At 56.4% G+C, this 25,452-nt stretch carries 24 protein-coding genes; 15 read left to right on the top strand and 9 right to left on the bottom strand.

The features are described 5' to 3' along the window. Positions 1–71 precede the first annotated feature (71 nt). Positions 72–545 carry a tRNA (uridine(34)/cytosine(34)/5-carboxymethylaminomethyluridine(34)-2'-O)-methyltransferase TrmL gene (gene trmL / locus CSK29544_RS05205; protein ID WP_007895451.1) on the top strand — a complete coding sequence of 158 codons (474 nt, stop codon included), beginning with the start codon at positions 72–74 and terminating at the stop codon, positions 543–545. 64 nt (positions 546–609) lie between these two features. Here the strand turns inward: trmL and cysE are convergent, their stop codons facing one another. The 5 genes from cysE to CSK29544_RS05180 all read right to left on the bottom strand — a co-directional run bounded on the left by cysE (position 610) and on the right by CSK29544_RS05180 (position 3,754). Next, on the bottom strand, positions 610–1,431 hold the full coding sequence (gene cysE / locus CSK29544_RS05200; RefSeq protein WP_004388495.1) for a serine O-acetyltransferase: 822 nt from the start codon (positions 1,429–1,431) through the stop codon (positions 610–612). A 76-nt stretch (positions 1,432–1,507) separates the two neighbouring features. Beyond that, the gene (gene gpsA, locus CSK29544_RS05195; protein ID WP_004388494.1) at positions 1,508–2,527 is read right to left on the bottom strand and encodes an NAD(P)H-dependent glycerol-3-phosphate dehydrogenase; all 1,020 of its coding nucleotides are present in this window, start codon (positions 2,525–2,527) and stop codon (positions 1,508–1,510) included. After that, positions 2,527–2,994: a protein-export chaperone SecB gene (gene secB, locus CSK29544_RS05190; RefSeq protein WP_007895450.1), complete on the bottom strand. Its 468-nt coding sequence runs from the start codon at positions 2,992–2,994 to the stop codon at positions 2,527–2,529. Before secB ends, gpsA begins: the two co-directional genes overlap by 1 nt. A gap of 56 nt (positions 2,995–3,050) precedes the next feature. Next, positions 3,051–3,302, bottom strand: a complete 252-nt coding sequence (gene grxC / locus CSK29544_RS05185; RefSeq protein WP_004388492.1) for a glutaredoxin 3 — start codon at positions 3,300–3,302, stop codon at positions 3,051–3,053. Between the two features lie 20 nt (positions 3,303–3,322). Continuing rightward, positions 3,323–3,754 (bottom strand): rhodanese-like domain-containing protein, encoded by a 432-nt coding sequence (locus CSK29544_RS05180; RefSeq protein WP_004388491.1) that lies wholly within the window; start codon positions 3,752–3,754, stop codon positions 3,323–3,325. 243 nt (positions 3,755–3,997) lie between these two features. On the opposite strand from CSK29544_RS05180, the gene gpmM reads away from it, so the two are divergent. From gpmM to CSK29544_RS05165, 3 genes are read left to right on the top strand one after another with little or no spacing between them, the layout of a single operon-like run. Continuing rightward, positions 3,998–5,545, top strand: coding sequence for a 2,3-bisphosphoglycerate-independent phosphoglycerate mutase (gene gpmM, locus CSK29544_RS05175; protein WP_007895449.1), 1,548 nt, complete (start codon positions 3,998–4,000; stop codon positions 5,543–5,545). Between the two features lie 33 nt (positions 5,546–5,578). After that, positions 5,579–6,838 carry a murein hydrolase activator EnvC gene (gene envC / locus CSK29544_RS05170; protein WP_007895448.1) on the top strand — a complete coding sequence of 420 codons (1,260 nt, stop codon included), beginning with the start codon at positions 5,579–5,581 and terminating at the stop codon, positions 6,836–6,838. A 3-nt stretch (positions 6,839–6,841) separates the two neighbouring features. Further along, positions 6,842–7,783 (top strand): divergent polysaccharide deacetylase family protein, encoded by a 942-nt coding sequence (locus CSK29544_RS05165; RefSeq protein ID WP_007895447.1) that lies wholly within the window; start codon positions 6,842–6,844, stop codon positions 7,781–7,783. Between the two features lie 63 nt (positions 7,784–7,846). On the opposite strand, the gene CSK29544_RS05160 is transcribed toward CSK29544_RS05165, so the two are convergent. From CSK29544_RS05160 to kbl, 3 genes are all read right to left on the bottom strand, one after another. Further along, positions 7,847–8,614 (bottom strand): glycosyltransferase family 2 protein, encoded by a 768-nt coding sequence (locus CSK29544_RS05160; protein WP_029039183.1) that lies wholly within the window; start codon positions 8,612–8,614, stop codon positions 7,847–7,849. 514 nt (positions 8,615–9,128) lie between these two features. Further along, on the bottom strand, positions 9,129–10,154 hold the full coding sequence (gene tdh, locus CSK29544_RS05155) for an L-threonine 3-dehydrogenase (RefSeq protein WP_007895443.1): 1,026 nt from the start codon (positions 10,152–10,154) through the stop codon (positions 9,129–9,131). 9 nt (positions 10,155–10,163) lie between these two features. After that, on the bottom strand, positions 10,164–11,360 hold the full coding sequence (kbl, locus tag CSK29544_RS05150) for a glycine C-acetyltransferase (RefSeq protein WP_007895441.1): 1,197 nt from the start codon (positions 11,358–11,360) through the stop codon (positions 10,164–10,166). Positions 11,361–11,588: 228 nt separating this feature from the next. On the opposite strand from kbl, the gene rfaD reads away from it, so the two are divergent. The 5 genes from rfaD to CSK29544_RS05125 are packed head-to-tail and all read left to right on the top strand — an operon-like array spanning position 11,589 to position 16,787. Then, the gene (gene rfaD / locus CSK29544_RS05145) at positions 11,589–12,521 is read left to right on the top strand and encodes an ADP-glyceromanno-heptose 6-epimerase (RefSeq protein WP_004388484.1); all 933 of its coding nucleotides are present in this window, start codon (positions 11,589–11,591) and stop codon (positions 12,519–12,521) included. A gap of 12 nt (positions 12,522–12,533) precedes the next feature. After that, positions 12,534–13,580: an ADP-heptose--LPS heptosyltransferase RfaF gene (gene rfaF / locus CSK29544_RS05140; protein WP_007895439.1), complete on the top strand. Its 1,047-nt coding sequence runs from the start codon at positions 12,534–12,536 to the stop codon at positions 13,578–13,580. 3 nt (positions 13,581–13,583) lie between these two features. After that, positions 13,584–14,585 carry a lipopolysaccharide heptosyltransferase RfaC gene (gene rfaC / locus CSK29544_RS05135; RefSeq protein ID WP_007895436.1) on the top strand — a complete coding sequence of 334 codons (1,002 nt, stop codon included), beginning with the start codon at positions 13,584–13,586 and terminating at the stop codon, positions 14,583–14,585. After that, positions 14,578–15,681, top strand: coding sequence for a putative lipopolysaccharide heptosyltransferase III (gene rfaQ / locus CSK29544_RS05130; protein ID WP_004388481.1), 1,104 nt, complete (start codon positions 14,578–14,580; stop codon positions 15,679–15,681). Before rfaC ends, rfaQ begins: the two co-directional genes overlap by 8 nt. After that, complete coding sequence (locus CSK29544_RS05125) at positions 15,678–16,787, top strand: glycosyltransferase family 4 protein (RefSeq protein ID WP_007894808.1); 1,110 nt, start codon at positions 15,678–15,680, stop codon at positions 16,785–16,787. The genes rfaQ and CSK29544_RS05125 overlap by 4 nt, the downstream gene beginning before the upstream one ends. Here the strand turns inward: CSK29544_RS05125 and CSK29544_RS05120 are convergent. Then, entirely contained in the window at positions 16,766–17,872 is a 1,107-nt protein-coding gene (locus CSK29544_RS05120) for a glycosyltransferase family 4 protein (RefSeq protein WP_029039182.1), read from the bottom strand. The genes CSK29544_RS05125 and CSK29544_RS05120 overlap by 22 nt on opposite strands. A gap of 289 nt (positions 17,873–18,161) precedes the next feature. Here CSK29544_RS05120 and CSK29544_RS05115 point away from each other — a divergent pair, with 289 nt between their 5' ends. From CSK29544_RS05115 to CSK29544_RS05090, 6 genes are all read left to right on the top strand, one after another. Further along, positions 18,162–19,451 carry an O-antigen ligase family protein gene (locus tag CSK29544_RS05115; RefSeq protein ID WP_007894810.1) on the top strand — a complete coding sequence of 430 codons (1,290 nt, stop codon included), beginning with the start codon at positions 18,162–18,164 and terminating at the stop codon, positions 19,449–19,451. Positions 19,452–19,610: 159 nt separating this feature from the next. Next, positions 19,611–20,603: a glycosyltransferase gene (locus CSK29544_RS05110; protein ID WP_007894811.1), complete on the top strand. Its 993-nt coding sequence runs from the start codon at positions 19,611–19,613 to the stop codon at positions 20,601–20,603. Next, positions 20,603–21,574: a glycosyltransferase gene (locus CSK29544_RS05105; protein WP_004388477.1), complete on the top strand. Its 972-nt coding sequence runs from the start codon at positions 20,603–20,605 to the stop codon at positions 21,572–21,574. The genes CSK29544_RS05110 and CSK29544_RS05105 overlap by 1 nt, the downstream gene beginning before the upstream one ends. Positions 21,575–21,596: 22 nt before the next feature. Continuing rightward, positions 21,597–23,231 (top strand): sulfatase-like hydrolase/transferase, encoded by a 1,635-nt coding sequence (locus CSK29544_RS05100; RefSeq protein ID WP_007894817.1) that lies wholly within the window; start codon positions 21,597–21,599, stop codon positions 23,229–23,231. Between the two features lie 177 nt (positions 23,232–23,408). Next, complete coding sequence (waaA, locus tag CSK29544_RS05095) at positions 23,409–24,683, top strand: lipid IV(A) 3-deoxy-D-manno-octulosonic acid transferase (RefSeq protein ID WP_007894819.1); 1,275 nt, start codon at positions 23,409–23,411, stop codon at positions 24,681–24,683. Further along, positions 24,683–25,450 carry a glycosyltransferase family 2 protein gene (locus CSK29544_RS05090; protein WP_007894821.1) on the top strand — a complete coding sequence of 256 codons (768 nt, stop codon included), beginning with the start codon at positions 24,683–24,685 and terminating at the stop codon, positions 25,448–25,450. The genes waaA and CSK29544_RS05090 overlap by 1 nt, the downstream gene beginning before the upstream one ends. The last annotated feature ends 2 nt before the right edge of the window (positions 25,451–25,452 follow it).

The following is a 25,452-nucleotide window of genomic DNA, read 5'->3' as shown; positions in this document are numbered from 1 at the left end:
TATCCTGCGTCCGCAGTGTTTACCCACCGGCAATTCTGTTATTCTGCGCGCCTCTGCACAAGGGGAGCCGTATGCTGAATATCGTCCTGTTTGAACCTGAAATTCCGCCCAACACCGGTAATATCATCCGTCTTTGCGCTAATACAGGCTTTCGCCTGCATATTATTGAGCCGATGGGTTTTACCTGGGATGATAAGCGCCTGCGCCGCGCCGGGCTGGATTACCACGAATTTACCGCCGTGATGCGCCATGCCGACTATGCCGCGTTTCTGGAAGCGGAAAAGCCGCAGCGCCTGTTTGCGCTCACCACCAAAGGCACGCCCGCGCACAGCGCGGTCAGCTATCAGGACGGCGACTATCTGATGTTTGGCCCGGAAACCCGCGGTCTGCCCGCCTCAATTCTGGACGTACTGCCACAAGAGCAGAAGATCCGCATCCCGATGATGCCAGACAGCCGCAGCATGAACCTCTCCAACGCGGTTTCCGTCGTGGTGTACGAGGCCTGGCGGCAGCTTGGTTATCCAGGCGCGGTGTTGCGCAGCTAAACGCCACCGTCAGAAACAACAAAGCCGCGCAGTGCGCGGCTTTTTAATGCGAAGCCTTGCAGGCTCAGATGCCATCGCCGTACTCAAACCCGTGATTGATGCCGTTGAAATGCTGATCCATATCCATCGACGGTTTATCGCTCTCAGGCTTACCGACAATACGCGCCGGGACGCCCGCCGCCGTGGTGTGCGGCGGCACCGGCTGAAGCACCACCGAGCCCGCGCCGATTTTCGCGCCGCGCCCGACTTCGATATTGCCAAGGATTTTCGCGCCCGCGCCAATCATCACGCCTTCGCGGATTTTCGGGTGGCGATCGCCGCTGGTTTTACCGGTACCGCCCAGCGTAACCGACTGCAGAATAGAAACGTCATCTTCCACCACGGCGGTTTCGCCGATCACAATGCCGGTCGCATGATCGAGCATGATCCCGCGGCCAATGGTCGCCGCCGGATGAATATCAACCTGAAAAGAGACCGACACCTGATTTTGCAGGAAAATCGCCAGCGCCTGACGCCCCTGCTTCCAGAGCCAGTGGCCGATGCGGTAGGCCTGCAGGGCATGAAAACCTTTGAGATAGAGCAGCGGCGTGGAGTATTTATCCACCGCCGGATCGCGGGTACGGACGGCCTGGATATCGCACGCGGCGGAGGCGATCATTTCCGGGTCTGCCCGGTACGCCTCTTCCACCACTTCACGAATGGCGATGGCAGGCATAATCGGCGACGCCAGCTTGTTCGCCAGCATGTAACTTAACGCGCTGCCCAGATTTTCGTGCTTAAGCAATGTCGCATGGTAAAAACTGGCCAGCATCGGCTCACAATCGGCCAGCTGACGGGCTTCGGCTTTAATATTCTTCCACACCAGATCCAGTTCTTCACACGGCATTGCTTTCTCCAGACAAACAAACAGCGGCCGACAAAATAGTTTGTCGGCACGCATCAATCATTACGGGCGCTCGTCCTTACTGGCTGCTTCGCTCATCCTTGCGGGTACGGCCCAGCAGCGTTAATGCTGCCTCGCGCGCATTTTTTCCGCAATAGAGTACCTGATAAATTTCCTCGGTTATTGGCATTTCAACGCCAACACGCGCCGCCAGCTCGCGCACCTCTTTGGTGTTGCGATAGCCTTCCACCACCTGACCGATCTTCTCCTGCGCGCTCTGCACATCGGCTCCCTGGCCGAGCATCATGCCGAAACGGCGGTTGCGCGACTGGTTGTCAGTACAGGTCAGCACCAGATCGCCAAGGCCCGCCATGCCCATGAAGGTGGTCGGGTCCGCGCCGAGCGCCGCACCCAGGCGAGACATCTCCGCAAGCCCGCGCGTAATCAGTGCGGTACGTGCGTTCGCGCCGAAGCCGATACCGTCAGACATCCCGGCACCGATAGCGATAACGTTTTTCACCGCGCCGCCAAGCTGCACGCCGATGAAATCCGGGTTGCTGTAAACGCGAAAACTTTTGCCGCAGTGCAGAAGCTGCTGGAGATCGTCTGCGAATGTCTCGTCCGTCGCCGCCAGCGAAATCGCCGTTGGCAGCCCCGCCGCCAGCTCTTTGGCGAACGTCGGCCCGGAGATAACCGCAAGCGGAATCTCATCGCCCAGCGCCTCACGCGCCACATCCTGCAACAGCCTGCCCGTCTCCGCTTCAAGGCCTTTGGTCGCCCAGACCACGCGGGCATCGGGGCGCATCAGCGGTTTAATCTGGCGCAGCACCTGACCAAACACATGGCTTGGCACCACCACCAGAATATTGCGGCTGGCGGCAAGCGCTGTGGCTAAATCGCTCTCAAGATGAAGCGTATCCGGGAAAGGCACATCGGGAAGGAAAGCCGCATTGCAGCGGTCAGCCTGTAGCGTCGCGATATGCGCAGGGTCATGACCCCACAGCACGACGTGATGGCCGTTTCTTGCCAGTGTGATGGCAAGAGCGGTGCCGTAGGAGCCGGCACCGATGACTGTCATTGACGCATTAATGGTGTTCATCAGGCATCCTGATGGTTTGGCGCACCTTCAGCAGCCTGCTGCTGCAGATAGTTCATGAACAGCGCGTCGAAGTTAACCGGCGCAAGGTTGAGCTGCGGGAAAGTGCCGCGGGAAACCAGGTTGGTGATGCATTCGCGAGCGTACGGGAACAGGCTGTTCGGGCAGTAAGCGCCGAGGCAGTGCGCCATCTGGGTGCCTTCGATGCCGGAAATATTGAAAATACCTGCCTGCTGCACTTCGCAAAGGAAAGCGGTCTCTTCGTCCAGCGACGCGGTGACCGTCACGCGCAATACCACTTCGTAGACATCGTCAGCGAGCTGGCTGGAGGCAGTATCCAGATCCAGTTTCACTTCCGGCTGCCAGTCTTTCTGAAACACGTGCGGCGCATTCGGTGCTTCAAAAGAGATGTCTTTGGTGTAGATGCGCAGAAGCTGAAAATTCATTTCAGTGTTGTTTTGTTCTGACATGAGCGAAAACCCTTTGTATGTAATGTCCTTAAATGTGCCGTCACGGCTTAAGCGCACTAGCGCAGCAGAGGATCGAGTCCGCCGCGCGCATCCAGTGCATGCAGGTCGTCGCAGCCGCCAATGTGCTGACCGTCGATAAAGATCTGCGGTACAGTGGTGCGGCCACTACGCTGAATCATTTCTTCCCGTTTGGCGGTGTCGCCGTCAATGGGCAGCTCGAGGAAAGCGGCGCCTTTGCTGTTCAGCAGGGCCTTCGCACGATGGCAATACGGGCAGGTTGCTTTGGTATACATTTCGATATTAGCCATGTCGTTACCTCTTATGAAAATTATTTACCACGCACCAGCGGCAGGTTTTCACCACTCCAGCCGGCGACGCCTTCTTTCAGCACATACACCTGTTCAAACCCGGCGTTCGTCAGCGCCGTCGCTGATTCCTGTGCCGTCAGGCCGTTGCCGTCAACCACGATAACCGGCTTCGCTTTATGCTTGTCCAGTTCGCCCACGTTGTTGGCTTTGATATCGGCAGGCAGCACGTTCATGGCGCTGGCGATATGGCCTTTGCGGAAGTCGTCGCGCTGACGGATATCCACTACCACGGCATCTTCTTTGTTGATAAGACGCGTCGCTTCACCACGCGTAATCACCTTCACTTTAGAGGTCAGGCTTTTGAAAGTGGTGTAAATCACCGCCGCGAGTAACGCAATCCACGCGATACTAAGTATGGGGTGGCGGCCAACGAATTGCATAATTTCTTGCATGGGGGGGTCAAACTCCCGACTCAGTAAAAAAACCAGGTGTGGAGTATACCTGCGCGCTGTGTCAATTACAGCCAGTACAAGGCAGGTTGTGTGTTTTCTGCGGCGCGTTACGAAAAAAAGAATGAAATGCGCCGTCACGCTTGCACGCCCCGGCCTGTTCTTTGATCTTCTGCGGCTATTTGCCCTCAGGCGGTGTAGTAAAATTACGCCAATTTTTTCGTCTTTGACGCATGAGGTTCTGCAATGTCGCTTACTAAAAAACCTGTCGTATTAGTGATTCTGGATGGCTATGGCTACCGTGAAGATAGCCAGGATAACGCTATTTCCGCCGCCAAAACGCCTGTGATGGACAGCCTGTGGGCCAACCGTCCGCACACGTTAATCGATGCTTCTGGCCTTGAAGTGGGCCTGCCGGACCGTCAGATGGGCAACTCTGAAGTCGGTCACGTTAACCTGGGCGCCGGGCGCATCGTCTACCAGGATCTCACGCGTCTCGATGTAGAAATCAAAGAGCGCACGTTCTTTGAAAACCCGGTGCTGACTGCCGCCGTCGATAAAGCCGTCGCCGCAGGCAAAGCCGTACATATTATGGGTCTGGCGTCGCCTGGCGGCGTACACAGCCATGAAGATCATATCCTGGCGATGATTGAGCTGGCCGCCGCTCGCGGCGCAGAGAAAATCTACCTGCACGCATTCCTGGACGGCCGTGATACGCCGCCGCGCAGCGCGAAAGCATCGCTTGAGAAATTCGCGGCGAAATTCGCCGAAGTCGGCAAAGGCCGCATCGCCTCTATTATTGGCCGTTATTTTGCGATGGATCGCGACAACCGCTGGGACCGCGTGGAGCAGGCGTACGACTTGCTGACGCTGGCGAAAGGCAAGTATGAAGCGCCAAACGCCGTGGCCGGCCTTGAAGCCGCCTACGCGCGTGATGAAAACGATGAATTCGTTAAAGCGACCGTGATTCGTGGCGAAGGCGAAGCCTCTGCCGCAATGGAAGATGGTGACGCGCTGATTTTCATGAACTTCCGCGCCGACCGTGCTCGTCAGATCACCCGCGCGTTTGTAAACCGCGATTTCGATGGCTTTAACCGTAAAAAAGTCGTGAAGTTCGCGGATTTTGTCATGCTCACAGAGTATGCGGCAGATATCCGCACCGCCTGCGCTTATCCGCCAGCCTCGCTGCTGAACACCTTTGGCGAGTGGATGGCGAAACATAACAAAACCCAGCTGCGCATCTCTGAAACCGAGAAGTACGCGCATGTGACCTTCTTCTTTAACGGCGGCGTGGAAGAGCCGTTCGCGGGCGAAGATCGCATTCTGATTAATTCGCCGAAAGTCGCGACCTACGATCTGCAGCCGGAAATGAGCTCTGCAGAGCTTACCGAAAAACTGGTCGGCGCGATTAACAGCGGCAAATATGACGCGATTATCTGCAACTACCCGAACGGCGATATGGTCGGGCATACCGGCGTCTTTGACGCGGCTGTTGCGGCGGTGGAAGCGCTGGATAACTGCATCGCGCAGGTGACCCGCGCCGTTGAGGCCGCAGGCGGTCAGATGCTTATCACCGCTGACCACGGCAACGCCGAGCAGATGCGCGACCCGGCAACAGGCCAGGCGCACACCGCGCACACTAACCTGCCGGTGCCGCTGATTTACGTGGGCAATAAAGCCGTGAAAGCCGTGGACGGCGGCAAGCTCTCTGATATCGCGCCGACCCTGCTGACGCTAATGGGGATGGAAATCCCGCAAGAGATGACTGGCAAGCCGCTGTTCATCGTGGAATAATCCCTCCCCATGAGGGGAAAGGCGATTTTTTCAATGACATGGGGCAACAGGCCGTTTCGGTTCTCACTTAAGCCCCTGCTTTACGCCAGCGCGCTCAGCGCTGGCGTATTGTTATGCCCGCTTTCCGCCCACGCGGATGACCGCGATCAGCTTAAATCCATCCAGGATGATATCGCCGCCAAAGAGCGCACCGTGCGCCAGCAACAGCAGCAGCGCGCGAAACTGCTCGCCCAGCTGAAAAGCCAGGAACAGGCGATCGCCGCCGCCAGCCGCAAACTGCGCGAAACCCAGAATACGCTGGCGGAACTCAACCGTCAGATAGCCCAGATGAATGACTCCATCGCAAAGCTGGAGAAGCAGAAAGCGGCACAGGAACGCAACCTTGCGGCCCAGCTTGATGCGGCGTTCCGTCAGGGGCAACACAGCGGCCTTCAGTTGATCCTGAGCGGCGAAGAGAGCCAGCGCGGCCAGCGTTTACAGGCCTATTTCGGCTATCTCAACGAAGCGCGACAGGAAACCATCGCCCAGCTCAAGCAAACCCGCGAAGAAGTCGCCACGCAAAAAGCGGAGCTCGAAGAGAAGCAGACGCAGCAGCAGACGCTGCTTTACGAGCAGCAGGCACAGCAGGCAAAGCTGGAGCAGGCCCGCAACGAACGTAAGAAAACCCTTGGCGCGCTGGACTCTTCCATTCAGGAAGGGCAGCAGCAGCTAAGCGAGCTGCGCGCCAACGAATCGCGCCTGCGCGATCGCATCGCCCGTGCGGAAGCGGCGGCCAAAGCGCGCGCCGAACGCGAGGCGCGTGAAGCCGAACAGGTTCGTTCCCGTCAGAAAGAGGCCTCGCGCAAAGGCACCACCTATAAACCTTCCGACAGCGAACGTTCGCTGATGGCGCGCACCGGCGGGCTCGGCTCGCCGAACGGTCAGGCATTCTGGCCGGTACGCGGCCCGTTGCTGCACCGTTATGGCGAACAGCTGCAAGGTGAACTACGTTGGAAGGGCATCGTTATCGGTGCCAGCGAAGGCACCGAGGTGAAAGCCATCGCCGACGGGCGCGTTATCCTTGCCGACTGGCTGCAGGGTTATGGTCTGGTCGTGGTGGTTGAGCACGGCAAAGGCGACATGAGCCTTTACGGTTACAACCAGAGCGCGCTGGTGAACGTGGGCGCGCAGGTCCGCGCCGGTCAGCCCATCGCGCTGGTGGGTAACAGCGGCGGTCAGGGTCGTCCTTCACTCTATTTTGAAATTCGCCGTCAGGGTCAGGCGGTCAATCCACAACCGTGGTTGGGAAGATAAGTTTTGCTTCATTTGCGTCGTCTTGTTTTTGTTCTCGCCGGTTCGCTGGCACTCGCCGCTCCCGCCCTTGCCGGCAAACTCGCTATCGTGATTGATGATTTCGGCTATCGCCCGGGCACCGAAAACCAGGTGCTGGCGATGCCCGCTGAAGTCTCTGTCGCCGTACTGCCTAACGCGCCGCACGCTCGCGAAATGGCGACCAAAGCCCATAATCAGGGGCATGACGTGCTCATCCACCTGCCGATGGCGCCGCTTAGCAAACAGCCGCTGGAAAAAGACACGCTGCGCCCGGACATGAGCGCTGATGAAATCGCGCGTATTATTCGCGAAGCGGTAAACAGCGTGCCTTACGCCATCGGCATGAATAACCATATGGGCAGCGCGATGACATCAAGTCTTCCAGGTATGCAGAAAGTGATGGCGTCGCTCGCGCACTACAATCTCTTTTTCCTCGATAGCATGACCATCGGTAACAGCCAGGCCATGCGCGCCGCCGCAGGTACCGGCGTGAAAGTCATCAAGCGTAAAGTCTTTCTGGACGACACCCAGAACGACGCGGATATTCGTTATCAGTTTAACCGCGCGGTCGCGCTGGCGCGCCGTAACGGCTCGGCGATTGCTATAGGGCACCCTCACCCGTCAACGGTACGCGTGCTCCAGCAAATGCTCTACAGTCTGCCGCCCGACATTACGCTGGTGCGCGCGAGCAGCCTGCTGAATGAGCCGCAGGTGGATACATCAAGACCAAACGTCGCGCCGCCTTCACAGACCGTGCCGACCGCGCCGCGTAACCCGTTCCGTGGTGTGAAGCTTTGCAAGCCGAAACGCCAGCCTGAGCCGGTCTATGCCACGCGTTTCTTTACGGTGATCGGCGAAAGCGTCAGCCAGAGCCCGCTGGTGAGTTATTTGCGCCATCAATGGCAAGGATGGGGCAAACAGTCCTGAATAAAAAACCCGCCGGAAGGCGGGTTTTTTATTATCGAGGGAGCGGTGAGTCAGAATGTTTTTTTACCGGCACCTTTTTTTATCGCCGTGCGCATACCAGGCTTTGAAGTATTTGAGGAAGCTGTAAAACGTGGCATATAAGCCCGTTACCAGCCCCACCCGACCCTGTCGCCAGGCACCGCTAAACAGATACCATTTAAAAAACGCGCCGATCGCGCTTATCACACCGCGAAGCAGCGACGGACGCACTTTTTTATATTTCACCAGCCGCGTCGTATAACTGTTTAATTTATTAAAAACTTCATGCAATGAGTAAAACGTATCGTGACGAACATAGCCGGGAATTTTTACCGTCTGTAACTGTCCTTCCACTTTGTCATCCACAGGGCGATCGTTAAATCGCGCCGAACGACGGTTAAAAAGCCGAACCGGGAAATCAGGCGATGAGATGGGATAAATGGTGCGTACAGGCTCGCCAAGTACATGCCAGTAGCGGGAAATTCGCCAGGCCTGATCAGGGCGCGGTTCGTCACCTGCTTTCAGCGCCAGAATAAAATCGACGGTTTCCTCATCGAGGATTTCATCGCTGTCCATACAGAGCACCCAGTCATGCGAGGCAAGGCTAATCGCATGATTCATCTGCTGGCCGTGCATAGCATAAGGGTGAAAATGCGGCGTAATGCCATATTCATGACAAATCGCCACGGTGTCGTCATGGCTGCCGGAATCCAGCACCACCATTTCATCAGCGATAATCAACAATGGTGGTAACACTTCACGCAGCAAGCGCGCAGAGTTGCAGGTCAGAACGCAAACGGAGAGTTTAAGCATAGTGATTCACAACATTTAACCAGGCCTGAACAAACAATATAGGCACGGCAGGCAAAAACGATAAAGAAAAAGTGCGCAAATGTGGCGTAAGTCCAGAATCAGCCACGATATTTTTTTCTGTCTACGCAGACGAACTGCCTGTCATGGCGATAAAGGGCGCGTACACGGGCCTGCAGCGATAAGAGATTGGCTCAACAATAGCGAGCTTGCGTAACGTAGATAACGACTAGCAGAGGAATTACCAACAACAAAACGCTCGAAATACGCAGGCCCTATTTCGTGGACTTTTGTTCTAACAGAATAGACATGAAGACGCGGATTGTATTTTATTTTTTCTGACGACACTTTTAAATACATACCCTCTTTTTAAGAAAGAGAGCCAGGTATTGACGTGATATTGCGTGTAAAAAAGGGAGTTATAAAAATCGAGGCAGACGGTAGCGATTCGCTTTTATAAGGTCAAATCGCTGAAAATAGTAGCGGCGCCCGAATAATCAGGCGCCGTAATTAAGGGTTAATCCCAGCTCAGGATCACCTTCCCGGACTGGCCGGAACGCATGGCGTCGAAGCCTTTCTGGAAGTCATCGATGGTGAAGCGATGGGTGATAATTGGCGACAGATCGAGGCCAGACTGAATCAGCGCCGCCATTTTGTACCAGGTTTCAAACATCTCGCGGCCATAAATGCCTTTGATGAAGAGCCCTTTGAAAATGACTTTGTTCCAGTCGATCGACATATCAGAGGGCGGAATACCCAGCATGGCGATACGCCCGCCGTGGTTCATGGTATCCAGCATGGTGCGGAACGCCGGCGGCGCGCCGGACATCTCAAGACCCACATCGAAGCCTTCGGTCATGCCCAGTTCGTTCATCACGTCCTGCAGGCTTTCGTTCGCGACGTTCACCGCGCGGGTCACGCCCATTTTGCGGGCCAGCGACAAGCGATACTCATTCACATCGGTAATCACGACGTTACGCGCGCCGACGTGTTTCGCCACCGCTGCCGCCATGATGCCGATAGGGCCCGCGCCTGACACCAGCACATCTTCACCGACCAGATCAAACGAGAGCGCCGTATGTACGGCGTTGCCGAACGGGTCAAAGATGGAAGCCAGATCGTCAGAGATATTGTCCGGGATTTTGAACGCGTTGAACGCCGGGATCACCAGATATTCCGCGAAACAGCCCGGACGGTTGACGCCCACGCCAACGGTGTTGCGGCACAGATGCGTGCGCCCGCCGCGGCAGTTACGGCAGTGACCGCAGGTAATGTGGCCTTCGCCGCTGACGCGATCGCCGATTTTAAAGCCTTTCACTTCCTGGCCAATGCCGACCACTTCGCCAACATATTCATGGCCGACAACCATCGGCACCGGAATGGTCTTCTGCGACCATTCATCCCAGTTGTAAATGTGCACATCGGTGCCGCAAATCGCGGTTTTGCGAATTTTGATCAGCAGATCGTTATGACCCACTTCCGGCTCCGGCACATCGGTCATCCAGATGCCTTCTGCCGGTTTCAGTTTTGATAATGCTTTCATTTCACGCCCTCAGGCAATCACGCCTAACTGTTTACCGATGCGGGTAAACGCATCGACCGCACGTTCAATTTGTTCAGGAGTATGCGCCGCCGACATCTGGGTGCGAATACGCGCCTGGCCTTTCGGCACCACCGGATAGAAGAAGCCGGTCACGTAAATGCCCTCTTTTTGCAGCTCGCGGGCGAATTCCTGCGCGATAACGGCATCGCCCAGCATTACCGGGATAATGGCGTGATCGGCGCCCGCCAGCGTAAAGCCCGCCGCCGTCATCTTCTCGCGGAACAGACGCGCGTTGGACCACAGACGCGCACGCAGATCAGCGCCGGATTCCACCATCTCCAGCACCTTGATGGATGCCGCGACAATCGCCGGTGCCAGTGAGTTTGAGAAGAGATACGGGCGTGAACGCTGACGCAGCCATTCGACGACCTCTTTGCGCGCCGCGGTATAGCCGCCGGACGCGCCGCCAAGCGCTTTGCCCAGCGTGCCGGTGATAATGTCCACACGGCCCATCACGTCACAATATTCATGTGAACCGCGCCCGTTTTCGCCGACAAAACCGACCGCGTGAGAATCATCCACCATGACCAGCGCGTCATATTTATCCGCCAGATCGCACACGCCTTTCAGGTTGGCGATCACGCCGTCCATCGAGAACACGCCGTCTGTCGCGATAAGAATATGGCGCGCGCCCGCTTCACGGGCTTCTTTCAGGCGCGCTTCCAGCTCCTGCATATCGTTATTGGCGTAACGGAAACGCTTTGCTTTACACAGGCGCACGCCGTCGATGATGGAGGCGTGGTTCAGCGCATCGGAGATAATCGCGTCTTCCGGGCCGAGCAGCGTTTCAAACAGCCCGCCGTTGGCGTCAAAGCAGGAAGAGTAAAGAATGGCGTCTTCCATGCCGAGAAACGCGGCCAGCTTATTTTCGAGCAGCTTGTGGCTGTCCTGGGTGCCGCAGATAAAGCGCACCGAGGCCATGCCGAAGCCGTGAGTGTCCATGCCCTGCTTCGCCGCGGCGATAAGCTCAGGGTGATTCGCCAGACCAAGATAGTTGTTGGCGCAAAAGTTGATGACGTGGCTGCCGTCTGCCACCTGGATATCCGCTTGCTGGGCGGAGGTGATGATTCGTTCTTCCTTAAACAAGCCTTCGGCGCGCGCCGTTTCTAAATCGGCGGAAAGCTGTTGGTAAAAATCCCCTCGCATTGCAATTCTCCAGACATGAGCCAGTTCGGCACATATTATTACCCAAAGCTATGGGCAGAGACGAGATGACGAAGCACCGATTCTTTGTTTTGCAGCATAAATCACGCGAGACGGGCAAACTTGCTACGGCTGAAACGGCCAATGGCTGTAGGGCAACCAATGTGATGGTATGATTGATACTATTCACGCCGGAGATTTTTCCCGGCTCACATTCTGAAGGACAGGCTTATGATTATCGTTACCGGCGGCGCGGGTTTTATCGGCAGCAACATTGTTAAGGCTCTGAACGACATCGGCTATACCGACATTCTGGTGGTGGACAACCTGAAAGACGGCACCAAGTTCGTCAACCTGGTGGATCTGAATATCGCCGATTACATGGATAAAGAAGATTTCCAGGTGCAGATCATGTCTGGCGAGGAGTTCGGCGAGGTTGAAGCCGTGTTCCACGAAGGCGCCTGCTCATCCACTACCGAGTGGGACGGCAAGTACATGATGGACAACAACTATCAGTACTCCAAAGAGCTGCTGCACTACTGCCTGGAGCGCGAAATCCCGTTCCTGTATGCCTCTTCTGCCGCCACCTACGGCGGGCGCACCTCTGACTTTATCGAATCACGCGAATATGAGAAGCCGCTGAATGTATACGGCTACTCGAAATTCCTGTTCGATGAATACGTTCGTCAGATCCTGCCGGAAGCGAACTCGCAGATCACCGGCTTCCGTTACTTTAACGTCTACGGACCGCGCGAAGGCCACAAAGGCAGCATGGCGAGCGTGGCGTTCCACCTCAATACGCAACTGAACAACGGCGAAAGCCCGAAACTGTTTGAAGGCAGCGAAAACTTTAAGCGCGACTTCATCTACGTGGGCGACGTGGCCGCAGTAAACCTGTGGTTCTGGCAGAACGGCGTATCCGGCATTTTCAACTGCGGCACCGGCCGTGCGGAGTCGTTCCAGGCCGTGGCGGATGCCGCGCTGGCCTTCCATAAGAAAGGCAGCATCGAATACATCCCGTTCCCGGAAAAACTCAAAGGCCGCTATCAGGCGTTTACTCAGGCCGATCTCACTAACCTGCGCGCCGCGGGCTACGACAAGCCGTTTAAAACCGTTGCCGAAGGGGTCGCGGAATATATGGCCTGGCTGAATCGCGACGCATAAGCAGGCTGATGCATGAAAATACTGGTGATCGGCCCGTCATGGGTGGGCGACATGATGATGTCGCAAAGTCTCTATCGCACGCTCCGGGCCCGTTATCCGCAGGCGGTGATTGATGTGATGGCACCCGCGTGGTGCCGTCCACTGCTGTCGCGTATGCCGGAGGTGAATGAGGCGATCCCCATGCCGCTCGGCCACGGCGCGCTGGGGCTTGGCGAGCGCCGTCGTCTGGGCCATAGCCTGCGTGAACGCCGCTACGATCGCGCGTACGTGCTGCCAAACTCATTCAAATCGGCGCTGGTGCCTTTTTTCGCAGGTATCCCGCACCGCACCGGCTGGCGCGGCGAGATGCGCTACGGCCTGCTGAACGATGTTCGCGTGCTGGATAAACAGGCATGGCCGCTGATGGTCGAGCGTTATGTCGCGCTGGCCTACGATAAGGGCGTGATGCAGTCGGCAAAAGATTTGCCGCAGCCCTTACTCTGGCCGCAACTGCTGGTCACGGACGCGGAAAAAAGCCAGACCTGCGCGCAGTTCGCGCTTTCCGCCGAGCGCCCGATAATCGGCTTCTGCCCCGGCGCGGAGTTTGGCCCGGCGAAACGCTGGCCGCATTATCACTACGCAGAGCTGGCAAAACAGCTGATTGACGAAGGTTATCAGGTGGCGCTGTTTGGCTCGGCGAAAGATCACGAAGCGGGCAATGAAATCCTCGCGGCGCTCAGTGTTGAACAGCAGGCGTGGTGCCGCAATCTGGCGGGTGAGACCCAGCTTGAGCAGGCCGTGGTGCTGATTGCCGCCTGTAAGGCCGTGGTGACCAATGATTCCGGCCTGATGCATGTGGCTGCCGCGCTCGATCGCCCGCTGGTGGCGCTCTACGGCCCGAGCAGCCCGGATTTCACGCCGCCGCTGTCGCATAAGGCCAAAGTGATTCGTCTCATCACCGGCTACCATAAAGTGCGTAAAGGCGACGCCGCTGAGGGCTACCACCAGAGTCTTATCGACATTACGCCTGCCCGCGTTCTGGAGACGCTCAACGAACTGCTGCTGAACGAGGAAGCCTGACGGATGCGGGTGCTTGTTGTGAAAACCTCCTCAATGGGCGATGTGCTTCATACGCTGCCCGCGTTAACCGACGCCATGCAGGCGATGCCGGATATCCGATTTGACTGGGTCGTGGAAGAAGGCTTCGCGCAGATCCCTTCATGGCATCCGGCGGTTGAACGCGTGCTGCCGGTGGCGATCCGCCGCTGGCGCAAGGCGTGGTTTTCCGCGCCGGTCAAAGCCGAGCGCCGGGCCTTTCGCGACGCGCTGCGGGCGGTAAATTACGATGCGGTGATCGACGCGCAGGGGCTGGTCAAAAGCGCAGCCCTGGTGACGCGCCTGGCACGCGGCGTTAAGCATGGCATGGACTGGCAGACGGCGCGCGAGCCGCTTGCCAGTCTTTTCTATCACCGCCGTCACCATATTGCGAAAGCGCAGCACGCCGTGGAGCGCACCCGCGAACTCTTTGCGAAAAGCCTCGGCTATGCAAAACCCGCAGCCCAGGGCGATTACGCCATCGCGCAGCACTTTTTGCGCCAGGCTGCGGACGACGCCGGGCGTTATGTCGTGTTCCTGCACGCCACCACGCGCGATGAAAAACACTGGCCGGAAGCGCACTGGCGCGAGCTTATCGCGCTGCTGGGCCCGACGGGTCTGCAGATTCGTCTGCCGTGGGGCGCGCCGCACGAAGAAGCGCGGGCCAAACGGCTTGCTGAAGGTTTTAATTATGTGCAGGTGCTCCCACGCCTGACGCTTGAACAGGTGGCCCACCAGCTGGCGGGCGCGCGGTTTGTGGTGTCGGTAGATACCGGCCTGAGCCATCTCACCGCCGCGCTCGATCGCCCGAACGTCACGCTCTACGGGCCGACCGATCCGGGTCTGATTGGGGGCTACGGGAAAAACCAGTTTGTCTGTCGTCCGGTGGATTCGCTGAAGCTTGCCGATCTGCCCGCCGCTACCGTTTTTGAACAACTGCGTCCCTGGCTTTGCGGGGAAACATCCGTTTCAGAGAGTGCCCATGCCTGACTTATTCACGCCTGAACGCCCGCCAAAGCGCGTTCTGATCATTAAGCTGCGCCACCACGGCGACGTATTGTTGACCTCTCCCTGCTTTACGGTGCTGAAAAAAGCGTACCCGCAGGCAGAAGTGGATGCGCTGGTATATGACGACACCCAGGCGATGCTGACCAGCCATCCGCATATCGACCAGGTGCACACCATTGGCCGCAACTGGCGCAAACAGGGGCTTCTTAAGCAGTTTCAGCTTTACCGGGGACTGGTGAAAACCCTCAAAGCCCGCCAGTATGACGTGCTGATTAACCTGACCGAACACTGGCACGGCGCTCGTCTGGCGCGCCTGCTGAAACCACGCGTCTCTGTGGGCTTTCGCCCGGACAAACGCAGCGGCTTTGCGCGCCGCCGCTGGGTAAAATCGTTCACCACGCTCTATCCGGCGATTCAGGACAACACACGTCATATGGTGGAAGTGAACCTCGACGCGCTGCGTCGTATCGGTATTCATCCGGCCACCAGCGACGACAAACGCACGTTGTTTGTGCCCGGCGACGAAGCAGAAGCGTTTATCCAGGATAAACTGGCCGCGTTTGGCCTGAAAAGCGGCGACTACATTCTGGTGCATCCCACCTCGCGCTGGATGTTTAAATCCTGGGATACCCGCGCGCTGGCCGCTACCGTCGATGCACTGGCAAGCCGTGGGCTGCCGGTTATCCTCTCCGCCGCGCCGTCCCGCGAAGAAACAGAGTATATGGATAAACTTCGCGCTGCGCTGACACAGCCAGTATTTGATCTGAGCGGCCAACTGAACCTGAAACAGCTTGGCGCGCTGATGAAACACGCCCGGATTTACTTCGGCGTCGATTCGATGCCGATGCATCTGGCAAGCGCCGTCGGCACGCCCACCGTCGCGATTTTCGGGCCGACCGGTGCCATTAAATGGTCGCCCTGGGGCGTATCGCATCGCGTTATCACTGCAGGCTTTACCTGTCAGCCCTGCGGTAAAGCAGGCTGCGGCGACAGCGGCGTCTCTGACTGCATCACCGCCATTACGCCTCAACAGGTGCTGAGCGCTATCGATACTCTGCTGCTGGAAACGCCTGCATGAAACTGGCCATCGTCAGACAGACCTGGAACCCTAACGGCGGCGCGGAGCGCTTTGTTTCGCGCGCGCTGAATGTGCTGTCGCAAAGCGGCGAGCTGGATGTCACGCTGATTGCCCGCCAGTGGGAAAGCGGCGCGGGCTGGCAAACGCTGACGGTCGATCCGCCGTTTCGCAATCGTAAAGCGCGTGAGGCCGGTTTTGCCGCCGCCGCCGCCGCGCAGTTTGCAGCATTTGATATCGTGCAAAGTCACGAGCGTATCCCGGGTGCCACGATTTTTCGCGCCGGCGATGGTGTGCACGCTGCCTGGCTTGAACAATACCATCGTATTCAGTCGCCGCTGGCACGCTGGGCGCAGTCCTTTAGCGCGTATCATCGTTACATTCTCAAAGCGGAGCGCGAGATGTTTATGCATCCGAAACTTCGCAAAGTGATTTGTAACTCCCGAATGGTGCGCGACGATATCGCCCGCCGTTTCGGACTGGCGGATAATCAACTGACGGTGATTTATAACGGTGTTGATACGTCAATGTTTCACCCCTCAGTACGTGAGCACTCACTTCGAAGCGAGCTGGGTGTTCCGGCTGATGCGCCGGTACTCGCTTACGTCGGTTCCGGATTTGCCCGTAAAGGCGTTGCGGTAGCGCTGAAAGCGATAGTTGACCACCCCACCGTCTGGCTGCTGGTGGCCGGACGCGATAAACACGCGCGCCGTTTCGAAGCGCTGGCGCACAAGCTTGGCGTCGCGGCGCGCGTCAAATTTCTCGGCCCGATCGCGGATATCAAAACGGTGTATGGCAGCGCTGATGCCCTGATTTTGCCGACGCTCTACGATCCGTTCCCTAATGTCTGCGTGGAAGCGCTCGCCTGCGGCCTGCCGCTGTTAACGAGCCACGGCTGCGGCGCAGCGGAATGGGTGCAGGAGGGCGAGAATGGCTGGGTGCGTGATGCGCTTGATGCGCCCGGCTATAGCGAGGCGATTGGTCAGTGGCTGACAGGGCGCGCCGCCGGGAAAGATTATATCAGCGCCGCGCGACGCACCGCAGAGCCCTGGACGCTGGAAAGAATGGCCCAGGAACTCAATGCGCTTTATCGTGAACTGCTGGCCTGACGGCTGGCGTTTCGGAACACCTGCTCCATCGCATCCAGCATACAGTCACGCGTGAAATGGCTGCACAGGTACTCATAACCCTGCTGCGCCAGCCGCTCGCGCAGCGCCGCGTCGTCATAGAGCCGCATGATAGCGGCTTTTAACGCCTGCGCGTCCCGCTGGCCGACTAATAATCCGGTTTGATTATCAATGACGGCATCCGCCGTGCCGCCCGCGTCCGTGGCGATGGTCGCAACGCGCGACGCCAGCGACTGCAAAACGCCCTGCGGCACGCCTTCCATGTCGTGCGACGGGCTCAGTGCGATATCAAACGCCGGAAACCACTTCTGCGGCTCGCGCTGATGCCCGGCCATTACCACACGTGTTTGCAACCCCAGCGCGGCAATTTCCTGCTCCAGCGCGGCGCGGTGCGGCCCTTCGCCAACAATCGCCAGCCGGATATGCGGATTATCGATTTGCGCCAGCGCCTGTAACAACACGCTATGGCCTTTGTTTGGACGCAAATGCGAGACCACGCCAAGCCAGAAATCGTCTTCACTCAGTCCGCAATCCTGGCGCGCCGCGTGTTTATCGCCTGGCTTAAACCGCGCGGTATCGACGCCGCTTGGCACAGAAGTGCTGTGAGAAAGCGGCACGCCGATCTCTTCAAGCTGATGACGCAACGCTTCACCGGTCGTCACCACATGCGCGCAGGCGGTGCCAAACAACCATCGCGTCCCACGGTTATTTCGCGGCTTGCCGGAAGCGTGACGGGTACGCACCAGCGGCGGCGGGTTACGCAGCGTCGCGCTGGCCAGCGCGACAAGCCAGGTGTCAACGGAGTTGTGGCTATTGATAACGTCAATATGCCCCGCCTCATGTTTCAGCCACGCTCGCAGGCGCAGCAGATTAGGAATTTTTTTACGACCGACAGGCAGATTGACGACCGTCAGGCCAGCGTCCCGCGCCAGCGAGTTCAGCGGTACCTCTTCAGGACAGACAATAGTGACCTGATGGCCGCGCGCCTGCATGCCGAGAGATTCGTTAATAATGCGCAGCGGCTGACCACCCTTTCCGCCGTCTGCTTCGGTATGAACGATATGCATAATCTTCCTGTTATTAGCCAGCGTGTCCGGCAGCACAATTATACCTTTGGCTTTATGAATACTTACAAACATTATCCTTCTTTATAGATATTATCTGTGCTACTTTGCCGTGCAATTTATTGTTTTTTCGCAGAGTCTTACGAGATATTTCTGAATTTTTAAGACCACATGTTAAGCAAACTGTCCTTACAAGTTGTTAATTTTTATGAACACTAAACGTAATGCTTTGTCCGGGCTTTTGTTCGTATCCGTACTGGCGCTTTGCTTTGTATGGCCTATTCCGAATGGAATGTTACCTTTCCATCGCAACGTCTTTATCTATCTTTCTATTGCGCTCACTGTTGGCCTGTTTTTTACGTCGTCTTCAGCCCGTCAGCATTTAAACATACCTAAAATCAAACCGGTGATGCTGTTCATCTGGTTACTGACGTTCTTTATTTTAATCAACGGTTTTATTGTTGCGCCTGATATTAAAGAAATGATCGGAACCTGGGACGGGCAATGGGTCAGGCCCGTTTTACTTTTTACCTCGGGCATCCTGCTGATGCCGGTTTTACAGGACAGATTCCCTTCACTTACTGCCGCCAGGCTGTTCACGGCGGTGATCCTGTGTTTCTGGGGCGTTATCCTGATCCATTTACTGGACTCGCTTTATCTGTACTGGCGTGACGGAGTCATTCACTGGGGCGAGACGCGAATTGTGTTTAACCGCACCCGCATGAGCTTCCAGGTCAATATGATAACCGGCTTCTTGCTGGCGGAGTTACTGACGCGCAGTCTGCTGCATCAGCGCTTTATGACGCTAAAATCGCCGGTTCTGGTTTTGATGTTGCTCGCCAATTTGCTATGCACCGCACTGGTCGACACCCGCTGGGGCACGATCGGCCTTGTGGGCAGCCTCTTTTCGACTTTTCTCCTGCTAAGCCTGCATAAGATGCGGCGTAGCAATGTGATTAGAGTGGGTAGCATTTTCCTGGCTATCGTCGTGGTGGCAGGCGCGCTGGTGGTGACTTCATGGAAAACCGACCCGCGCTGGGGCAGTCTGGAAGATGACGCCGAGACGGGCTGGAATGCCTCCTTCAACAGCTTCTGTTACAACAGAGCCACCGGAAAACATCCCGTTAATGACTTAGGCAAGCCGATCAATCATTCCAATGGCTGTCGCGCCAGCTTTTTCCATCAGGGCTGGAAATTGGTCGCAGAACATCCGTTCGGCATGGGGCCGCGTAAAGAGGCGTTTAATTACCTTTTACGTCACGATACTAATAATCAGCGTATTGATATCCCGCACAGTCATTATGGGCTTATTGAATTCGGGTTACAGAATGGTATCGCGGGCATCGCAGGCTGGCTGATATTGCTGGTCATGTGCTGGTATATCGGCTGGCGTGAATACCGCCACGGTAATACGATGCCAGGGCTTTTCTTGCTCTTGTTTACGATTGGTTTCTTCTCCCGTACCCTGGTTGACCATAACCTTAAAGACCATTATCTGGAGCAGTATATGATGCTGACAGGGCTATTAATTGGGATTTGTGCCCTGCGCACGCCGCCAGAAGCGTCAACTAACCCTTCTTAAACGCAGGCTCGCGCCGGTAGCTTTCTTTATCGCTTCATAGATAATAGGCAGCCACCGGCGCAATGGCCTGGCGAACTTCTGACATCACATGCTGTCGAAATGCCGTTACGCCAGGTGAAAAGTGTTTATCTGTAAGACCCGGTATCCCACGGAGAAAGCATGTCTGATACCCCCCTTCTGAGTATCATTGTCGCGGTTTATAACGGCGAGAAGTTCCTGAGCGCCTTTTTTGACAGCATTAAAAGCCAGCAACTGGAGAGCGTTGAGCTCATCGTCGTGGACGACGGGTCGACCGACCGCTCCGCTGAAATCACCGAAAGCTACCGCGCGCAATTTCCGCGTTTTCAGCATGTAAAACAGGAAAATCAGGGCGTATCCGCCGCGCGTAATACCGGACTGGCACTGGCGCAAGGCCAATACCTGGCGTTTCCGGATATCGACGACGTTATCTACCCGACGCTTTATCCGCGCCTGCTCGATATCGCCACGCAAAATAATCTGGATGTCGCGACCTGTAACGGTACATACATTTATGATGACGGTCGTCCGGCGAAGAAGATTTTCCCCTCGGATCGACTGACGTCTACCGGCGTCCTGGATGGCCCTGCCTGGCTGCAAATGGCGTTGAACTCACGCAAATTCCTGCATGTCACCTGGCTGAATATTTATCGCCACGACTTCATCAAACGTCATGGTTTCCGCTTCGAACATGGCCTGCGTCATCAGGATATTCCGTGGACCACCGAAGTGTTGCTGACGGCGCAGCGGGTGCAATATATCGACGAAACGCTGTATGACTACCTGATCCACGCCGCCTCGGTTTCCCATACGCCGGGCACCGATGACACGCGCATGCGTTCAGCTCGTCACTACATGAAAATCCTTGAGATGCTGAACGCCATTAATGAACGTTATCCCGAACAGGTGAAACGTGTTCCGGCGTGTCACTGGCAGATAGCCAAAGAAGGGCTTGGGATCTTACATAGCATTAATAATATTGAAGATCCTGCGAAGAAACGCGAAATCACGCGCGAGCTTTTCGATCGGGGCATCTGGGAGATGATCTGGAAGAACGCGCGCGGCTTTAAACAGCGCTGGCGTCTGGGTCGTCGCTACTTCCGTCTTAAAAAATTAGTTACGACAATTTCCTGATGAATAAAATTAAACTACATGCCGTTTCACGTAGCGATTTTATCGCTAAAAACTACCCCGATTTTCAGTCGCTTGTCGATGCCCGCGTCAACCCGGACACCATTCCCGAGCGCTTTTACTGCGGTGGGCGCGGCGGCTGGACTTTCCAGACGGCCCTGACGCTGAATTATTACTATCCCGAGCGGGTAGAGGTGTCGTTTGGCTCTGAGTGCCGCCCCGATGCCATCAATTTAATGCATAACGACGATTTCGGCTCGCGCGTAAAACCCTGGAAAGGGCTCACCGTTGTTGCACGTGCTGACCGCCCGCCGGTTATCGGCTCAGACTATGTTGTAGAGCAAAATCCGCAATTCAAAAATCGCGGAAACAGAGTTTTTGTGCCGTACTGGCCACAGCCTGGCGTACAACCACGCGAACGCACCGATAATGACGTCCGCACGGTCGCTTATTTTGGCCGTGTCGATAGCTTCCCGGCGGAATTTGGCAGCGATGCCTTCAAACAGCGTCTTGCGGAACAGGGCATTACGCTGCGTATCTCGTTCAATAACTGGACCGATTATCGCGATGTGGACGTGTGCCTTAGCTTCAGGAAATCACACGACCATAAACTGGCACGTAAGCCTGCCAGTAAACTGATTAACGGCTGGCTCGGAAAAACCGTCATGATTTGCGATGACGAACCCTCCTTCAACGCTATTCGCGAAAGCGAGCTGGACTACCTGATTGCCAAAACGCCGGACGAGGCTTTCAACGCCATTATGCGTCTGAAAAATGATCCTGAGCTCTTCCGGCGTATGCTGGAGCAGGGTGAGAAACGCCTTGAGGTTTATTCTCGTCAGGCTGTTGCGGCCCGTTGGTACAGCCTGTTTGAGGAGATCTGGCAGAAAGGCGTTCACCAGCGCCCCACGGCCTTACGTGCGCTGCGCTTTGCGTTCGGTAAAGCCATTCGCCCTTTAACCAAAAAGATGTAATGACGGCCTAAGGTTCTTTTTCATGCTCTCTATTCTTTCTGGAGCTCGTCCGGTGTCGCCGCGTAATATCGTGCGCACGCTGGTACTGGCAGCGATAATCCTTGTTCTGTTTTCACTATCAGAAATCGCCATCCTGATGAAAGATAATGTCTATCGCCCTAAAGCGGATGATATGGCGTTATACCTCATTATTGCTTTACTGGCGGCTGCCAGCGCCCGCTTTTTCGTTACGCGGTTGCTGCTCGCAGTAACCTTTATCGTGCAAATCAGCGAGGCGATTTATTACACCTTCTACGGGCAGTTTTATGGCCCAAGCGAAGTCTGGCTCGCTTTCGTCGAAACCAAAGATATCGCCAGCGGCATTAGCGACAGCCTCAGTTCGTTAGGGATTTATTTTCTTATTATGCTGGTAGCCGTGCTGTTCTCGCTCTTTGCAGCGCGCCGCCTGGCACCGGAATGGAAAAAGTGGCAAGCCTTGCCTTGCCTGCTGATTATTGTGGTGATGTTTGGCGGGCAGTTTTACAAAGCGATTAACGGGCAGATGTATAAATTTAACCCGGATCTGCGCCACTCTTTGCTACGTAACGGCCTCTCTGCGATGAGCTTTAGCTCGATTCGTCTCATTCCGGAGGCGATTTCCGGCGAAAATCAGCAAATAGCGCATTACGAGCCGTATCAGGTGACGCCGGTACCGGGTTATCAGCAAGGTAAATATTCCGTCATTCTGGCGATTGGCGAAAGTCTGAACCCTCATCATGTCAGCGCCCTGGGTTACGAACGTGATACCACACCAGAGCTTTCCGCACTGATGAAACAGTATCAGGGCTCCTCAAGCATTCTGATTTCCAATGCGGTGTCGACACGTGTTGCTATTCCCATGCTGGTGAATAACCTGCGCGAGCCGGATAACTATTTTGCTTACAAATCAAAAGCAGCAAATCTGTTCGCCAATGCGAAAAAGCAAGGCTATCAGACGGCATTTATTTCCGCGCAAGGGCTGGAAGGCCTGAGCAACTGGATCGGTATTCATAATATTGATCACTGGGAAGATACGCAGATCCGCCCGGCGCCGGATGTCGGTGCCGATCGCGTACTGACGCCTTCTGTAGAAGCCTCACCTGTGGATTACACGAAGCCATTTTTGATGGTGCTTAACAGTCGCGCGCCGCATATCCCCTATGAAAGAAACATTCCGCAGGGTTTTGCGAAATTCTCCACACCGAAGCTTAGCGATGATGTCGCGCAAAAGAAAAACGAGTACGACGACGCGGTACGCTATTACGATAAAGAACTGGCATCAGCTATCCGCACCGTGATGGCAAAATCGAAGCTACCCGTTCTGGTCTTCATTACTTCGGATCACGGTGAGCGTGTGGGCGATGGCGGCCTGTTTGGTCATTCAGTGGTAGAGATGCCTATTGCGCAGGTGCCTTTTATCTATTTCAGCAACGATCCGGCTTACCGGTTGAATGCGCTCACCACGCAACCCCCGCGTAACCATTACCAACTGGCGACACTGATTAACAAAGCGCTCGGATTTACTGTAACGAACCCGAATCAAACCGATGACAGCTTTTTCATTACGGGCGGCGATATTCGTGGTCTTTCGGAACGTATTACCTACCATCTGGATGCAGTAGCACCGCCTGCGCACTGATCTTTTTCCTGTCAGATCCTGACACTGCGGGCGGTGGCCGCCGCCCGCTTCTTCCTCTCCAGGCTTATCTGTATACTTCACGCAGGCAAAACTCTCCTGTTGGTGCCAAAACAATAGCTTTACCCCGGTGAAATGCTTAGAATTTGCCCGCCGATAAAGAAAATAACGGATATTAGCTTGGAATCGTTGTATACCGCTCTGCTCTACCTGATACAGCCTTTTGTCTGGGTGCGGCTTTTACTCCGCAGCCGTAAAGCCCCTGCCTATCGCAAACGATGGGGGGAGCGCTATGGCTTTTGTCAGGGAAAAGTGTTGCCGGACGGTATCCTGCTGCACTCGGTGTCGGTGGGCGAAACCCTTGCGGCCATTCCGCTGGTGCGCGCGCTGCGTCACCGCTATCCGTCACTGCCGATTACCGTTACCACGATGACGCCAACAGGCTCTGAGCGCGTACAGTCGGCGTTCGGCAAAGACGTGCATCACGTTTATCTGCCTTACGATTTGCCCTGCGCCATGAACCGTTTTCTGGAAACCGTGCGTCCGAAACTGGTGATCGTCATGGAAACCGAGCTGTGGCCGAATATGATTTCCGCGCTGCATCAGCGCAAAATTCCGCTGGTTATCGCCAACGCCCGCCTTTCCGAACGCTCCGCTAAAGGCTATCAAAAGCTTGGCGGGTTTATGCGCCGCCTGCTTGCGAAAATTACGCTCATCGCCGCGCAAAACGATGAAGACGCCAGCCGCTTTACCGCGCTGGGTCTGAAACGCAACCAGCTGGCGGTCACCGGCAGCCTGAAATTCGATATCTCCGTAACGCCTGAGCTTGCCGCACGCGCGATTACGCTGCGTCGCCAGTGGGCACCGCGCCGCCAGGTCTGGATCGCGACCAGCACTCACGACGGTGAAGAGGCGATTATTCTGCAGGCGCATCGCCAGCTGCTGGAAACGTTTCCCGATCTCCTGTTGATTCTGGTGCCGCGCCATCCGGAGCGCTTCAAAGACGCGCGCGATATGGTACAGAAAGCAGGCTTTAGCTTTACGATGCGCAGTACCGGCGAAATTCCCTCCGGCAGCACGCAGGTGGTGATTGGCGATACGATGGGCGAACTGATGCTCCTGTACGGCATTGCCGATCTGGCGTTTGTCGGCGGCAGCCTTGTCGAACGCGGCGGCCACAACCCGCTGGAGCCTGCCGCGCACGCCATTCCGGTGCTGATGGGTCCGCATACCTTTAACTTCAAAGATATCTGCGCCAAATTGCAGGAAGCCGACGGGCTTATCACCGTGACCGACGCCGATTCGCTGGTAAAAGAGATCGCCACACTACTGACTGACGAAGATTATCGCCTCTGGTATGGCCGTCACGCGGTGGAAGTGCTGCACCAGAATCAGGGCGCGCTACAGCGACTGTTGCAGTTACTGCAGCCTTACCTTCCGCAGCGGAGCCACTGATGCGCGCACGCCTCTCGGTGGTGATGATCGCCAAAAACGCGGCGTCGCTGCTGCCGGATTGTCTCGCTTCCGTGTCCTGGGCCGATGAAATTGTGGTGCTGGATTCCGGCAGCAGTGATGACACGGTCGCCGTCGCTACCGCCGCCGGTGCAAAAGTCTTTACCGAAAGCGACTGGCAGGGCTACGGCATTCAGCGTCAGCGTGCCCAGCAATACGCCAGCGGCGACTACATTTTGATGATCGATACTGACGAGCGCGTAACGCCTGAGCTGGCGCAGGCGATTCGTCAGGTGCTGGAGCAGCCCGACCCGCAGGCGGTGTACAGCATCGCCCGCCGCAATCTGTTTCTGGGCCGCTTTATGCGCCACAGCGGCTGGTATCCCGATCGCGTCACCCGCCTCTATGCGCGCGAGCGCTATCGCTATAATGACAATCAGGTGCATGAATCGCTCGATGCGCCAGGTGCGCGCGTGGTGACACTTTCCGGCGATCTGCTGCACCTGACCTGCCGCGATTTCGCGAGCTTCCAGCGCAAACAGCTCAATTACGCCACCGCCTGGGCGCAGGAGCGCCATCAGCAAGGTAAAAAAGTTTCGGTGCCTGGCATTTTCGGGCGCACGCTGGCGGCATTCTGCAAAACGCTTATCCTGCGCGCTGGCGTGCTGGATGGCCGCCAGGGCTGGCTGCTGGCGGTTGTTAACGCCCAGTACACCTTCAACAAATATACCGAGCTGTGGGCGCTGAACCGCGGCTTTACGGAAAGGTAACG

The organism is Cronobacter sakazakii, assembly GCF_000982825.1.
Taxonomy (GTDB): Bacteria; Pseudomonadota; Gammaproteobacteria; order Enterobacterales; family Enterobacteriaceae; genus Cronobacter; species Cronobacter sakazakii.
This window is presented reverse-complemented; position numbering and strand designations above follow the sequence as displayed.

What these genes read in the sequence shown, in the direction of transcription:
- CSK29544_RS05115 (WP_007894810.1), top strand. Translation starts at nt 18,162, where the DNA reads ATGTTACCTTTCCATCGCAACGTCTTTATCTATCTTTCTATTGCGCTC.
- secB (WP_007895450.1), bottom strand. Translation starts at nt 2,994, where the DNA reads ATGTCAGAACAAAACAACACTGAAATGAATTTTCAGCTTCTGCGCATC.
- CSK29544_RS05180 (WP_004388491.1), bottom strand. Translation starts at nt 3,754, where the DNA reads ATGCAAGAAATTATGCAATTCGTTGGCCGCCACCCCATACTTAGTATC.
- rfaD (WP_004388484.1), top strand. Translation starts at nt 11,589, where the DNA reads ATGATTATCGTTACCGGCGGCGCGGGTTTTATCGGCAGCAACATTGTT.
- CSK29544_RS05110 (WP_007894811.1), top strand. Translation starts at nt 19,611, where the DNA reads ATGTCTGATACCCCCCTTCTGAGTATCATTGTCGCGGTTTATAACGGC.
- tdh (WP_007895443.1), bottom strand. Translation starts at nt 10,154, where the DNA reads ATGAAAGCATTATCAAAACTGAAACCGGCAGAAGGCATCTGGATGACC.
- cysE (WP_004388495.1), bottom strand. Translation starts at nt 1,431, where the DNA reads ATGCCGTGTGAAGAACTGGATCTGGTGTGGAAGAATATTAAAGCCGAA.
- kbl (WP_007895441.1), bottom strand. Translation starts at nt 11,360, where the DNA reads ATGCGAGGGGATTTTTACCAACAGCTTTCCGCCGATTTAGAAACGGCG.
- CSK29544_RS05090 (WP_007894821.1), top strand. Translation starts at nt 24,683, where the DNA reads ATGCGCGCACGCCTCTCGGTGGTGATGATCGCCAAAAACGCGGCGTCG.
- gpsA (WP_004388494.1), bottom strand. Translation starts at nt 2,527, where the DNA reads ATGAACACCATTAATGCGTCAATGACAGTCATCGGTGCCGGCTCCTAC.
- trmL (WP_007895451.1), top strand. Translation starts at nt 72, where the DNA reads ATGCTGAATATCGTCCTGTTTGAACCTGAAATTCCGCCCAACACCGGT.
- grxC (WP_004388492.1), bottom strand. Translation starts at nt 3,302, where the DNA reads ATGGCTAATATCGAAATGTATACCAAAGCAACCTGCCCGTATTGCCAT.
- CSK29544_RS05100 (WP_007894817.1), top strand. Translation starts at nt 21,597, where the DNA reads ATGCTCTCTATTCTTTCTGGAGCTCGTCCGGTGTCGCCGCGTAATATC.
- CSK29544_RS05125 (WP_007894808.1), top strand. Translation starts at nt 15,678, where the DNA reads ATGAAACTGGCCATCGTCAGACAGACCTGGAACCCTAACGGCGGCGCG.
- CSK29544_RS05105 (WP_004388477.1), top strand. Translation starts at nt 20,603, where the DNA reads ATGAATAAAATTAAACTACATGCCGTTTCACGTAGCGATTTTATCGCT.
- rfaQ (WP_004388481.1), top strand. Translation starts at nt 14,578, where the DNA reads ATGCCTGACTTATTCACGCCTGAACGCCCGCCAAAGCGCGTTCTGATC.
- CSK29544_RS05120 (WP_029039182.1), bottom strand. Translation starts at nt 17,872, where the DNA reads ATGCATATCGTTCATACCGAAGCAGACGGCGGAAAGGGTGGTCAGCCG.
- CSK29544_RS05160 (WP_029039183.1), bottom strand. Translation starts at nt 8,614, where the DNA reads ATGCTTAAACTCTCCGTTTGCGTTCTGACCTGCAACTCTGCGCGCTTG.
- rfaC (WP_007895436.1), top strand. Translation starts at nt 13,584, where the DNA reads ATGCGGGTGCTTGTTGTGAAAACCTCCTCAATGGGCGATGTGCTTCAT.
- rfaF (WP_007895439.1), top strand. Translation starts at nt 12,534, where the DNA reads ATGAAAATACTGGTGATCGGCCCGTCATGGGTGGGCGACATGATGATG.
- envC (WP_007895448.1), top strand. Translation starts at nt 5,579, where the DNA reads ATGACATGGGGCAACAGGCCGTTTCGGTTCTCACTTAAGCCCCTGCTT.
- gpmM (WP_007895449.1), top strand. Translation starts at nt 3,998, where the DNA reads ATGTCGCTTACTAAAAAACCTGTCGTATTAGTGATTCTGGATGGCTAT.